This is a genomic window from Cyclobacterium roseum (assembly GCF_010119225.1).
In the GTDB taxonomy this organism is placed as follows: domain Bacteria; phylum Bacteroidota; class Bacteroidia; order Cytophagales; family Cyclobacteriaceae; genus Cyclobacterium; species Cyclobacterium roseum.
In genome coordinates, this window is sequence record NZ_WNKF01000001.1 from 227,678 (window position 1) to 240,653 (window position 12,976).

The 12,976-nt window shown below is 46.2% G+C and carries 9 protein-coding genes; 8 read left to right on the forward strand and 1 reads right to left on the reverse strand.

Annotated elements, in window-relative coordinates:
• Positions 1-168 precede the first annotated feature (168 nt).
• Genes GJQ68_RS00855 through GJQ68_RS00880 form a run of 6 tightly spaced genes read left to right on the forward strand, consistent with a single transcriptional unit; the run spans position 169 to position 9,290 of the window.
• Positions 169-1,668 carry a contractile injection system tape measure protein gene (locus tag GJQ68_RS00855; protein ID WP_162415422.1) on the forward strand — a complete coding sequence of 500 codons (1,500 nt, stop codon included), beginning with the start codon at positions 169-171 and terminating at the stop codon, positions 1,666-1,668.
• A 12-nt stretch (positions 1,669-1,680) separates the two neighbouring features.
• Positions 1,681-2,577: an eCIS core domain-containing protein gene (locus GJQ68_RS00860; RefSeq protein WP_162415423.1), complete on the forward strand. Its 897-nt coding sequence runs from the start codon at positions 1,681-1,683 to the stop codon at positions 2,575-2,577.
• 18 nt (positions 2,578-2,595) lie between these two features.
• Positions 2,596-6,234, forward strand: a complete 3,639-nt coding sequence (locus GJQ68_RS00865) for an eCIS core domain-containing protein (RefSeq protein WP_162415424.1) — start codon at positions 2,596-2,598, stop codon at positions 6,232-6,234.
• 9 nt (positions 6,235-6,243) lie between these two features.
• Positions 6,244-7,110 (forward strand): tetratricopeptide repeat protein, encoded by an 867-nt coding sequence (locus GJQ68_RS00870; RefSeq protein ID WP_162415425.1) that lies wholly within the window; start codon positions 6,244-6,246, stop codon positions 7,108-7,110.
• A gap of 42 nt (positions 7,111-7,152) precedes the next feature.
• Positions 7,153-8,457, forward strand: a complete 1,305-nt coding sequence (locus GJQ68_RS00875) for an ATP-binding protein (RefSeq protein ID WP_162415426.1) — start codon at positions 7,153-7,155, stop codon at positions 8,455-8,457.
• Between the two features lie 50 nt (positions 8,458-8,507).
• The gene (locus GJQ68_RS00880) at positions 8,508-9,290 is read left to right on the forward strand and encodes a M15 family metallopeptidase (protein WP_162415427.1); all 783 of its coding nucleotides are present in this window, start codon (positions 8,508-8,510) and stop codon (positions 9,288-9,290) included.
• Between the two features lie 34 nt (positions 9,291-9,324).
• On the opposite strand, the gene GJQ68_RS00885 is transcribed toward GJQ68_RS00880, so the two are convergent.
• Positions 9,325-11,070: a gamma-glutamyltransferase family protein gene (locus GJQ68_RS00885; RefSeq protein ID WP_235941017.1), complete on the reverse strand. Its 1,746-nt coding sequence runs from the start codon at positions 11,068-11,070 to the stop codon at positions 9,325-9,327.
• 304 nt (positions 11,071-11,374) lie between these two features.
• Between GJQ68_RS00885 and GJQ68_RS23600 the strand changes: the two genes are divergently transcribed.
• Together GJQ68_RS23600 and GJQ68_RS00895 are read left to right on the forward strand one after the other, a co-directional pair.
• Positions 11,375-11,590, forward strand: a complete 216-nt coding sequence (locus tag GJQ68_RS23600; protein ID WP_317174407.1) for a DoxX family protein — start codon at positions 11,375-11,377, stop codon at positions 11,588-11,590.
• A gap of 12 nt (positions 11,591-11,602) precedes the next feature.
• Positions 11,603-12,952, forward strand: coding sequence for a DEAD/DEAH box helicase (locus tag GJQ68_RS00895; protein WP_162415429.1), 1,350 nt, complete (start codon positions 11,603-11,605; stop codon positions 12,950-12,952).
• Positions 12,953-12,976 lie beyond the last annotated feature (24 nt).

A 12,976-nucleotide genomic window follows, 5' to 3' on the forward strand; every position in this document is an offset into this window, starting at 1 on the left:
GCAACGACTCAAAAGTGATGTAAACAACACAAAAGAACGCGCAATTTCCAGATATTTTGACTTTACGACTGCTTCCTATTCCATACTTAATTGCCAGTAAAATAATGCTTTGTCTTGCGACTTTGCAGAGATAAAAATACAGAAAAATAGTTACGAATCAAATCAATTATGCGTAAAAATGGCAACCATATCGTTCAAAAAGTTACTCTGGACATTTTTACCAATTCGACGGAAACAGGTAAACTCATGGAAAGAGAGGCGGCAACCTTTTTTTATCAGAAAATTCTACCCCACCTGGAAGCTTATTTTGATGAATTGGAAGCGCAGTTGGGAAAGCAGACGCTGGAGATACCCCGCCTTTCTTTAGATCTACAGTTCGAAACGGATGATTTTTTCGGTGAGCCAAATTTTGAGCGGCCCATTCGCATGGCAATGAATGAACTTATCGGTGAAATGCCTGAATTGCGTTCTCCCATTGAAAGTTTTGCCTACAGGTATAAAGAAAATGGGAAGCCAACTTCTCCGGCACGAAGAAATGAAACGTTTCCCAAAGAAAAAATAGAGAAAGGTCCACAGCTGAGGCAAAAAGAGGATCGGTTTTTTGAGGCTTGGCTGCATTTCCTTCAAACTGGTTTATTGCCCTGGTGGTTTGAAAGCCAACTCGCAAAAGAAGCGTTTCAAAGGGCAACCCTGGTCTCTGAGCTCAAAGCCATTGGCAAACGGAGGTCCTTCCTGCATAGCCTGCAGTTTTCTCAGGTACGGTATCGACTGATTTCACAATATTCCGTTTCAGAGCTGAGTGCTGTACTCTGGGAAGGTCTTAAAGAATGGGTGTCTCTGGAAAAGTCGGCAATGGAGGCCCTTTTAGAAAAATTCCCGGCAAAGGAAAGGCATGTGCTGGTGGGGATCTTGGTTGCCAAGGGGTTTGATCATCTGAAAATGGCAAGAGAGACCGGAAAAATGGCTCGCTGGTTTCGTGAACATGTTTCCCAGGAAGGTAAAACCCAGTTAATTAAAGTAATTCTTCCCTTGATTTCAGCGGAAGATCGACGGGATTGGAGTACATTTCTAGAGAAAGGGATACTTGCGGGGCCTGAGTCAGGATTCGAAACCGAAAAGCAGGCATATACGGAGAAAGAGCTTGACGAATTGGAAATAGAGGAGGGGGTAAAGAAAGCTGAGCAATATGTGGATCGTGCCGGGTTAATTTTGATTCACCCCTTTCTGAAAGCCTTTTTTGCGGATTGCGGATTTTTGGATGAAAAAGGAAATCTTATTGAAAAAGAGTTGGCCGCTCATTCGCTTTATTTCCTGGCGAACAGGGAGGAGAAGCCGTTTGATTTTGAACTGCTTTTTGAAAAATACCTTTGCGGCATTCCATTGCAAATGCCCGTTTCCCGGGAAATCACCTTACCAGATGCCGTTAAAGAAAATACGGAGAGGTTATTAGGATCCTTACTAGAACATTGGGGAAAGCTGAAAAACACGGGAAAAGAAACCGTCCGAAACGAATTTATTAATCGCAGAGGTAAATTGGTCATCGAATCGTCCGCTGATCATCTTTATGTCGAGCGAAAGCCTCAGGATATATTATTGGAGAGCTTGCCGTGGAATTTATCCCTGGTGAAGCTTCCCTGGCATTCAAAATTAGTATGGGTAGAATGGTAATTTGTTAACGACATGAAAAAAGCTGTTTATAGAAGATCTTCCGTCGGGGTTATGAACCCATTTTTCCATCACAGGAAAGAAAATCCGTTCTTCCGTTCAGGCAACCCAGGTTCGGAGCAAAGGATCGCCTCAAAAGAGGAGGAGTCATCTGAAAATTTACTGCAAAAACAAGTGGAGGAACAAGAAGCAGAAGAGCATCTTCAGATGGTCGAATCCGATGAAGAGCAAGTTCAGATGACCGAATCGGAAGAAGAGCAAGTGATGAGTGAAACCGAGGAAGAGGTTCAAATGCAGCAAGAAGAAGAGTCGGTTCAAGCCAAGGCAAACCAAAATGCTTCTGATTTTGACAGGCAAGGGAATGCGGAAAAAATGGAACCGCTGCTTCGTCAGGAAACGGGCAAGGGAAGGCCTCTTGAAAACCACACCCGGGAATCAATGGAGGAAGCTTTTGGTGCTGATTTTGGTGCTGTCCGTGTGCACACCAATGCTACTTCCGAGCGGATGAACAAGGAGCTGAATGCGAAAGCATTTACGTATGGAAATGATATTTTCTTTAATAAAAACAACTACCATCCGGATACCAAAGCGGGAAAACAACTCCTGGCACATGAGCTTACACATACCATCCAGCAAAAAGGGCTGAAATCTAAATTAAAACACCTGATAGAAAAAGGTGAAGAAAAATCTCTTTTAGGGGGGCTTATAAAGGATTTGCATCATCAGTCCAATCCGGATAATATCATGTGGAGAGGAGGAGGACACCCTGGCTATACCGCTGCTGAAGCGGATGCTAAACTGGTAAAAACCAATGAGGAGCAATTAGATACCGTCAATCAAAACATCGAGAACAAAAAGGTCAACCAATTTGATCTTTTTAGCCTGGTGGATTTATATACCCTGGAGAAATAGTTTTTAATTAGTACTGCCATGAAAGTATTTCAACGGACATCAGGCAAGCCCAATCAAGCTCCCGCAACGGAGCAAAGCGGTGATTTTTTCCAAGCTAAACTTCAGGTGGGGCAGCCCGGGGACAAATACGAGCAAGAGGCCGATGCCATGGCAGATCAGGTGGTTCAGAGGTCTTCCGAATCCCAATTGGAGGAAAAATCTGGCTCCTTGCAAGCACAGGAGGATACAGTGAATCGGGTCCAAAAAAAGGAGCACCCGGCAGGCGAGGTACAAGCACAGCCCCTTGCGGGCGGTGTAACGCCTGTATTTCGGTCAGAAGCTGCCGAGGAACCTGCTACGGAAGAAGAAATAGTCCAAAAACAGGAAGAAAAAGAGGTGCATCGGGATACCCAGTCCGGGGAACATGCTTTCCCTGCGGAGGAGGATGCCGGGATGCTTCAACGGAAGGAAGATGCCAATTCGGAAATCAGTACCCATCTGGAATCACAGATTTCCCAAAAATCCGGAGGATCGGCCATGGATCCAACGACACGGAAAGGTATGGAAAGCGGTTTTGGGGCGGATTTTAGCCAGGTAAACATTCATACCGATGCGCAGGCGGTTCAAATGAGCCAGGACCTGGGGGCTCAGGCCTTTACGCATGGAAGGGATATTTATTTTAACGAAGGTAAATACAATCCCTCCAGTCAATCCGGGCAACACCTGTTGGCCCATGAGTTGACACACACGCTTCAGCAGGGGGCAAGCACTACCGTACAAAAAAGTATCATTCAAAAAACCGAAGACCAAGTTTCGGAGCCAGTGTCTAATTCGCATTTTTTCACAGACCAAGGTACGCGAGAGGACTATTCGATTGATACCAGTCTGCAAACTATAACGATACCGAAGATTGGTGTACCCAGGTTTAAGGTTCCCTTCGGCCCAAATACGAGGTTTCAGCTGCCGGTAGGAGGCCCAAATCGCCAAAACAATCATTTGACCGTATGGGAAACCAGTGCGATGAGTGGAAGCGGTTTTTCAGATGAATTTTCCAATAAAATTCGACAAGAAAATCCACCACCACTGGCTGAAATTCGTACGCCAGTTTACTATTTAACACTGAAGGGTGGTAGTGCAAGGGAAACCAGGGGGCAATCTGACGGGGAGGAAGGTGTAATATTTGGAAGTGAAGCAACAATTAAAAGAAGAATTTCCCGACCGTATTGGACTTCGTCAGGTCAGTACAAACCCCATGACGTAGACCATAAAAGGGAGCTACAACTTGGAGGGAACGAGACGGATCTACAAAACATGTGGATGTTAGAGTCATCGGCGAATCGTTCTTCGGGCTCTCTGATTAATAATGAAATCAATAGGAGAATTAGACTAGCACTTACCGAATCCAACGATTTTTTGTTAAACCCACCGGATTTCGACACAGTTAAAAGTAATTATGCGATTACCGTAGAAAACGGAGTGGCCGCAGGCAGGGGGATGAACCTTGCTAGCGGAGCAGATTCAAATCAATATTGGTCATTGGACAGCGTAAAAGAAGGTCGTCATTTACGCGGATTGAAATTTTTTTCGGAAGCAGAAGTAGAGGCAGCAGGTTTAAGAGGTAGTCCTAATGAATTGGTGTTGTATTCAAATGCTACTGGCGGTCGGATGATAAAAATACCTTGGGATGAAACTGCACGGAGTGCAGGAAGAAAAGATGGTTTAAGTGAGTTAGGTATTTTTATAGGAAAAAGAGGAGGTGCCAATTTAAGAATTGATAGCGTTATTTACACCTCAGCAACAAGTGGGGAGGAGCAAGGTGGAAATGGAGCGGTAATTTGCACCGCTTTTCCGGGCGCAGACGGAATGATAAGGGAGAAAACCAACCTCGCATTTACGATAAATCCTGACCCTGGTGTGTCCTATGGAGGTGTAATTTCAAGACCAAGTGTGTTACAAGCAGCGTTGCACGCTTTGGAGCTCAGGCAGCTAAGTCCCATCACGCTTTCCACCGCTGAATTAGATGATGAAGTAGGCCTGAAAGCCTCTGGAACAATTGCTCCAACTGTTCCTCTTATCTCTAATGCAGGAATTACTATTGAAATTGACTCAGATGGTGTTAGAATTAGCAAGATTTTTAGCGCAAGTGATTTTAACTTTCCTTCTCCATTTACTATTTCCAATACTTCGCTTGAAATATTTGCAGGAACAGCAGGGTTGGGCATAGCAGGGGAAGTGAATTTTGAAATAAACCAGGTCGGCGAAGGCCATATTGGCGCAGCGGCTTCGACTTCCGGAGGTTTTGAACTGGAGGGTGCATTTAATTTCGATTCCGAGCTGTTTGATCCGGCCGAGATCAACGTGGAATACAAAGAAAATACCTGGACGATCGGCGGCGAAATAGGTATTCCGGAAGGAAAAGTCCGGGGAGTCAAAAGTGCCACCATTACGGCTTCCTACAGTGAAAACAACTTTGCAGCCTCGGCGGAGGCCGAACTGGATATTCCAGGCATTGAGCGTGGAAGCATGGATATACAATACGGTGAAGCGGGATTTTCCATCGGAGGAAATTTTGATCTGAGTAGTGATATTCCAGGTATAACCGGCGGAAACGTCGAAGCTAGGGTATCTAAACCCGCTGGAGCCGAAGCTTATGAGGTTTTTGTGTCCGGTACTGCCCAACCTGATATTCCGGGAATTACCACGTCCTTAGCCGTAACCTACGAAAACGGTGCACTAACCATAGAAGGTTCGGCTTCCTACAGTCGGGGAATGTTAAGCGGTACCATTGAAGTGGGAGCTACCAACCGGCCCATTGGTGAGGATGGGCAACCTGCGGGTGAACCCGACGAAAGCATGCGGGTATATGGTGGAGGGGAACTAACCTTACAGCTTACGCCTTGGTTGGCAGCCACCGCCGGGGTCCGCCTGTTACCTACCGGGGAAATTGAGGTGAACGCCAGGCTGGCCTCCGAAAGCTATGAAGTATTCCGAAGAAGGGAATTTAATAGAAACCTCTTTCGGGTACCGACTATTGAAATCCCCTTGTTTGCCATACCGCTGGGGCCAAGAAGTATTGGGCTGGTAGCCCAAATTGGCGGCGGACTGGATTTCACTGCTGGTTTTGGTCCGGGTGAATTGCGCAACCTGTCGGCAGAAATCACCTACAACCCTGAGCGGGAGGAGGAAACCACCGTTGCCGGTCATGGGGAGTTTGCCATCCCTGCAGATGCGGGGCTGACCCTAAGAGGAGATTTGGGCTTGGGAGTGAGTGTGGCCATCGCCAGCTTGTCAGGGGGAATCGAACTTACCGGTACCCTGGGACTGGAAGGCGAGGCCCTGGCAGAAGTAGATGTCAATTGGAGTCCCCAGACGGGCCTGGCATTGGATGCCAGTGGTAGGATTACGGTAAACCCAAAATTTGTCTTCGAAATCAATGCCTTTGCCCGAGCCAGTTTGGGGGTAGGATTTTTGTCCATATCGGAAACCTGGCGGCACAACCTGGCAGCCTATGAGTGGGGGCCTGGGATCCAGTTTGGGATTGTATTCCCGGTACATTACCGGGAAGGGGAGCCTTTTGATATGTCCTTTGATGACATTGAAGTCATCTATCCCGACCTGGACGTAATCGATATGGCAAAAGGCCTGGCTTCGGATATAAAAGACGATTTATTTGCTTAAATTGGGGGAATGGATAAAGAAAAAGCCATAGCACTGAACAATGAGGGTGCCAGCCATTTTCTCAATAAAGAGTTCAATAAGGCATTGGAATGCTATAATAAGGCCTATGAATTGGATCCTACTAACGCTTCGCTATTGAATAACCTCGGACTTTATTACCATCAGGGAAAAAAATACCAAAAAGCCCTGCAATTTTTTGAAAGGGCACTAAGCCTGGCTCAGAAGCCTCAGTTTATGGTCAATGCAGGTAATTCACTCGCCATGATGGGTAAGTACGAGGATGCGGCTTTGCAGTATGAAAATGCGCTACAGCAAGAACCGAATCACAATAGTGCCCGGGTCAGCCTGGCACATTTGGCCGCACACACCGGAGATTTTAAAAAGGCAATTGCCATTTGGCAGGAATTGATGCGGTCCGCACCAAGCAGTGTGTACGCCATCGAACTGGCCAAAGTGTATATGAAAATAAAGGACTGGGAAAAAGCATTGAAAACCCTGCATGGAATAGAGGCCTCTGAGGGGAATGTCATGGCCTGGCGGATGATCGGGCAGTGTGAATACCAACTTAAAAACTTCGGTTTAGCTCAAAAAGCCTTTAAAATGGCCTTGGCAGAAAATCCGGACGAAGTAGAAAGCAGGCAACATCTCGCTATCAACTACCTGGCCATGGGAGATTGGGAAGAAGGAATCAGGCAGTTGGAGATGATCCTTCAAATGAATCCTGAGAACTATCAGATAATGACCGAACTGGCAGTTGTGTACTTAGGTAAAGGATACATGGAAAAGGCGACTACCTGGCTGGATAAAGCCCTGACTATTAAGCCTGATTTCCCCAAAGCGTTGCGATATAAGCAGATGTTGGATGCTAACCAATGAAAAGCCTATTTTAGCTGGATTTTTCATAAACCGGATTTTTGTATGAGGGAATTGCTGGAATTTTTGAAAGTGGTGATAAAAAGTCGCCTGGACCACGATCTGGGAAAGACCAAAACCCTGCTGAAACCCCAAATGGAACTTTCTTTTGATCCGAACCAATTTCTTGGAAAAACCATCAAAGAGTTGGGGATCAAAGACCAGGATTTGCTGTTACTGGCACTGGCCCTTTCTCCCTATCTGGATCCAGGTTTGTTAAGTAGAACCATTCATTCCTATTTTCCAGAGGGGGCAGATTTTCCGGAATTTGGAGGATATAAAAGTACCTACCACCGGGGGATTATTCCTACAGGAGAAACCTTGTTGTACCTGCTGGCGGGAAAGGATCCCCTTACGCGCAAGAAATACCTGAATATTTTTCAGGACTCCCCATTAGTTACCCACCATTACGTAAGCCTCGGAAACACAGCAGCAGAAGAACCCTTTTATGCCGGTCCGTTAATTCTCGATGGGGAGTTTGCCGAGCAGCTTTTGCTGGAAAAGGTAAGAGCACCGCAACCAAGCTCGGGGTTTCCTGCCGAACGCATACAGACCGATTTGGACTGGGAAGATCTGGTACTGTCCGAAAAAACGCTGGTTCAGATTAGGGGACTGGAACAATGGCTAAGCTATAACGACCAACTGATGGAAAGCTGGGACCTTAAGAAAAGAGTTAAACCCGGTTATCGGGTGATGTTTTTTGGTCCTCCCGGAACGGGTAAAACCCTGACTGCCGGTCTTCTGGGTAAATTTACCGGTAAAGAAGTATACCGAATCGACCTTTCGTTAATGGTTTCCAAGTACATAGGAGAAACTGAAAAAAACCTATCCCGCTTATTTGAAAAGGCCGCCGGGAAAAACTGGATTCTATTTTTTGATGAAGCAGATGCCTTATTTGGAAAGCGTACCAATGTTCGGGATGCCCATGATAAATATGCCAATCAGGAAGTTGCCTATTTACTGCAGCGAATAGAGCAACACGCAGGGATGGTCATTTTAGCCTCCAATTTTAAAAGCAACCTGGATACCGCCTTTACACGAAGATTTCAATCCATTATTGATTTTGAAGCTCCGGGAGCCAGGGAACGTGCGATGCTTTGGAAAAAAAATCTACCCAAATCCGTTGGCTTGGAGAAGTCACTGCAAATTGAAGACCTGGCAAAAAAATACCCCTTAACCGGAGCGAATATTGTCAACATCATCCAGCAAGTAGGATTGAAAACCTTGGCTGCAGGAAATTCTTGTATCAAAGAGGAGGTATTGATGCAGTGCATACGGAATGAAATACAAAAAGAAGGTAAAATTCATTAAGATTTATTCCGGAATAAGCTTATATTGCTTTAAAATAAGCATCGTAAAACATGAAAGAAAAAATCATTGTGGTCCAGCGGCTACTTGCCGAAAAAGGACTTTACCAGGGAGCCATTGACGGGATACTTGGCGACAATACCCTTGCCGCCTTGCATCGGATAGAGGGGATGAACCCCCAATTGCCAAATACCAAAAAGATTGCTGCCATGATTCAATTGGGAGCCAATGAAAAAGGCATAGAGGCAGGAGCAGTTGATGGTCTTTGGGGAACTCAAACGCAGTTTGCTTTTGAAGAACTGGTCTTTTTTTATCAACATGGTCGTAAAAGAGCTGCCTGGAGACCTGAGGAAATAGAACCAGCTAATCGATGGCCCAGGCAAAACAGTCCCGAATTTCATGAGTATTATGGTAGACGCGGCGAAAATCTGGTGACCATAAGTGCACCATACGAGCTTAAAATAGCCTGGGATCTCCGTCTAAGAGCCCGAAAAATTACTTGTCACCGCAACGTGGCCGAAAGTCTGACGAAGGTTTTAGAGAATGTTCGTAACACGTACGGCGAAAACGATATCAACTCCTTACGGCTGAATTATTTTGGAGGTTCTTTTAACAACCGCTTAATGCGGGGCGGAAGCCAGTGGTCGACTCACTCCTGGGGAATAGCGGTGGATTTTGATCCCGACAGGAACGAGCTGAGATGGGGGAGGGACCGTGCTGCATTCGCCCATCCCATTTACAATGAATGGTGGCGTTGCTGGGAAGAAGAGGGCTGGGTAAGCCTGGGGAGACGTAGGAATTTTGACTGGATGCACATACAGGCAGCAGAATTATAAGGAGCTACCTGCAAGGGACATCGGCCTGATCATTTTACCATCCTATACCGTAGTCTTCACCGTGATTGCTGGCTCCTCCCCAAAAGGTTCCATGTTTCCAATCCATCCAAATGGCATTGATAGGTCCTGAGGTTCGTTCTCTGAAATCGATGGAATACCCCATTTGCCGGAGATCCTTCCGTACCCAGGAGGGTGTTTCAGTGGCTAGCGTCATGGCACCTGGCTTGATTTCATGGTTGCCAAAAGCCGCCTGCATTTGGTAACTGTTCATGTTGGCCGCTTCGGCAGCCTCCTGTACGTTCATGTCAAATTCCACCATATTAAGGAAAAACTGCAGCAGGTTTTGATCCTGGGTGTCTCCTCCCTGTACGGCAAAAGCCAGCATGGGCTTTCCTTCTTTTAGCGCCAGGGAGGGAGTGAGCGTGACCCGGGGTCTTTTACCGGGTTCTAGTACGTTAAATGGATTTACTTCTTCGTCTAATACGAAACTTTGCATGCGTTGACTGAGTCCGACACCCGTTTTACCAGCGATAACGGCCGGAATCCACCCCCCGCTGGGCGTAATCGAAACGACCCAACCTTCCTCATCAGTGGCTACGATGGAGGTGGTACCGGCTGTGAAATCCTCAAGAAAGCTATCGCTGACATCAGCATCGGCATCCTCACTGTACCGGAAATAATTTTTACCGTAATTTTCCAATTGGTCGGCATAGGGATTTTTTTGGCCCTGATAGGGATAGGGGTCTCCCGGATTGGTCCAGGGATTGTTTGTGTCGGTTATTAATTTTGATCGCTCTTTCGCATATTCTTTGGAAAGTAGTCCTTCCATCGGGCTTTTAGGAGCAAAGTCAGGATCACCATAATAAAAATCCCGGTCAGCAAAGGCCAGATTCATGGCCTGATACAAGGTGTGGATGTAACGGGATGAATTGTAGCCCATGGCCTTAAGGTCAAAATTTTCGAGGATGTTCAGACTTTGGAGCAACGCCGGTCCCTGAGTCCATTCCTTCAATTTATAAACCTCGATTCCTTTGTAGGAGGTTTGCAACGGATTTTCAATTTTAACACTCCATTTGGCTAAATCGTCCATGGTAATCAGCCCTCCCTGTTCTTGTACGCCCCTTACCAGTTCGCCTGCTATATCACCCAAATAAAACCGATCGTAAGCTGCCTGTAATGCTTCTTCCCTTGATTTGCCCTCTTGCAGGGCTTCTTTTTCAGCTGCGACCAGTTTTTCCAGGGTAGCCAGTAAATCAGGCTGCGAAAATACTTCCCCGGGGTAGGGAGCTTCCCGTTCTTCACCAAGGTGTGGCAGGAAGACTTTCCTGGAATAAGGCCATTGTTTGATCACCTCTTTATCGTTTTCAATGGCATTTGCGGTCTGTGCCTCTATGGGGTAGCCACGGGCCATTTCAATGGCCGGTTCCAGTACCGCTTCCAGGCTTAATTTCCCATACCGGGAAAGCATGGTGATCAGGCCGCCCGGAGTGCCGGGAGTTACTGCTGCCAGAGGGCCGAAACTGGGAGGAAATTTCAGCCCCTTTTCTTTGTAAAATGCTGCGGTCGCCCCGGTAGGAGCCACTCCCAGCGCGTTGATTCCCACTACTTCTTTCGTGTGGGGATTGTATATCAATGCTTGGGTTTCCCCGCCCCAGCTTAATACGTCCCACATGGTGCAGGTAGCCGCCAGCATGGCACAAGCAGCATCCACTGCATTTCCTCCCTTTTGAAAGATCATAGCTCCGGCGGTAGCACCCAACGGTTTGCCGGTAATGGCCATCCAATGCTTCCCGTGCAGTACGGGTTTTTGAGTACCTTGCCCCAAAACCGGCCGAAAGCTTATTGACCAAAAAAGGATAATATAAAATAAATACAGTAATTGACGGTTAATTTTTTGTATTACCATTTGGAAGTCCTAATTTTAATGAATAAAGAAATTTATGCAATTAATTTTTATGGATGAAGCTTTTCTTTATGCAATGGCAATTTTTTATATAATTGCCGGCTTCATGCATTTTGTGAAGTCGAGGTTGTATATCAGTATCATACCGCCCTACATTCCGGCTCCTAGACTTGTTAACAGAATGGCGGGAGTAGCAGAAGTGGTATTGGGATTGGGCTTGATTTTCGAATCTACCCGATCAGTAGCTGCCTATGGAATCATCCTGTTATTGATTGCGGTATTTCCGGCCAATCTGTACATGTATCAAAAGAAGAACAAAGGACTTCCGAGATGGTTGTTATTGCTTCGGCTTCCGATGCAACTGGTATTGATAGGCTGGGCCTATTTGTACACTTAAAATTTAGAAAATTTGACCTTTAGTGAATTTAATTTTGTTTCCGAGCTCCAGGAGGGCCTGGATGCCATGGGTTTTGAAAAACCAACGCCCATACAGGAGCAGGCCATTCCGCTGATCTTGCAGGGAAAAGACCTGATAGCAACTGCCCAAACCGGTACCGGGAAAACAGCTGCTTTTATTTTACCGGTGCTCAATCAAATCAGCCAAAGTCAGAAAAAAGGCGTAAAAGTACTCATTATTGCCCCGACCAGAGAGCTGGCCATACAGATTGACCAGCAAATTCAAGGGCTGGCTTATTTTCTGGGGATTAGTTCCATTCCTATTTATGGGGGAGGGGATGGAAATACCTGGGAGCAACAGCGAAAGGCGCTGGAGTTAGGGGCGGAAATTGTGGTGGCCACTCCGGGACGATTAATTGCCCTGTTGGCAGGTGGAAAAGTGAAATTTGAAGCCCTGGAACATTTAATTCTTGACGAAGCAGACCGTATGTTGGATATGGGCTTTTCGGAGGACATCCTCACGATTATCCAACATCTGCCAAATAAAAGGCAAACCTTGCTGTTTTCGGCAACCATGCCGCCAAAGATCCGAAAGTTTTCTCAGCAAATACTCCACGAACCGGAGCAAATCTCCATTGCACTTGGAAAAACCGCAAAAGGGGTAAGTCAATATGTGTATCATGTCTATGACGGTCAAAAAGAAGAATTGGTGCGGCAAATCCTGAATTCTCAGGATTTTCAGGCTGTAATCATTTTTTGCTCTACCAAGGATAAAGTCAAGTCCTTGTTCAAAACCCTTCGTAAACAGTTTCAGGTGGAAGCATTTCATGCCGACCTGGATCAGTCGGAACGAGAGCAAATCATGTCTTCCTTTAAAAATAAGTCCCTGAAAATTCTGGTGGCGACGGATATTCTTTCCAGAGGAATAGATGTGGAAGATATCGAAATGGTGATCAATTTTGATACCCCGAATGACCCGGAAGATTATGTTCACCGGGTTGGAAGGACGGCCAGAGCCGAAAAGAAAGGAAAGGCCGTCACCTTTGTCAATGAAAAAGACCGGTACAAATACCGGAACATAGAAAACCTAATTGGCTTGGAAATTGAGGTAGTACCAAACCCGGAAGTGATCGGGCCGGGACCGGATTTAAAAAGTGCCCCCTCCCGGAATCCACGAAGCGGAGGAAAACCCAAGGGCGGTGGTAAGCCAAAAGGCAAACCCAATAAATCCAAGCGCAAATTTAGGGATAATCCTTCCCAGGCAACGGGAAACGCCCGATCTGATGCAGAACGAAAAGAATCGGGAAACCCTTCCTCGCAGGAAGGAAAATTCCGAAAACGGAAAAACATTAAAGGTGAATAAAAAGAACACCTTGAACTAAACACA

Excerpts from the sequence above, each read along its gene's own strand:
- GJQ68_RS00885 (WP_235941017.1), bottom strand. The coding sequence starts at position 11,070 with ATGGCCATTACCGGCAAACCGTTGGGTGCTACCGCCGGAGCTATGATC.
- GJQ68_RS00855 (WP_162415422.1), top strand. The coding sequence starts at position 169 with ATGCGTAAAAATGGCAACCATATCGTTCAAAAAGTTACTCTGGACATT.
- GJQ68_RS23600 (WP_317174407.1), top strand. The coding sequence starts at position 11,375 with ATGGCGGGAGTAGCAGAAGTGGTATTGGGATTGGGCTTGATTTTCGAA.
- GJQ68_RS00880 (WP_162415427.1), top strand. The coding sequence starts at position 8,508 with ATGAAAGAAAAAATCATTGTGGTCCAGCGGCTACTTGCCGAAAAAGGA.
- GJQ68_RS00860 (WP_162415423.1), top strand. The coding sequence starts at position 1,681 with ATGAAAAAAGCTGTTTATAGAAGATCTTCCGTCGGGGTTATGAACCCA.
- GJQ68_RS00875 (WP_162415426.1), top strand. The coding sequence starts at position 7,153 with ATGAGGGAATTGCTGGAATTTTTGAAAGTGGTGATAAAAAGTCGCCTG.
- GJQ68_RS00865 (WP_162415424.1), top strand. The coding sequence starts at position 2,596 with ATGAAAGTATTTCAACGGACATCAGGCAAGCCCAATCAAGCTCCCGCA.
- GJQ68_RS00870 (WP_162415425.1), top strand. The coding sequence starts at position 6,244 with ATGGATAAAGAAAAAGCCATAGCACTGAACAATGAGGGTGCCAGCCAT.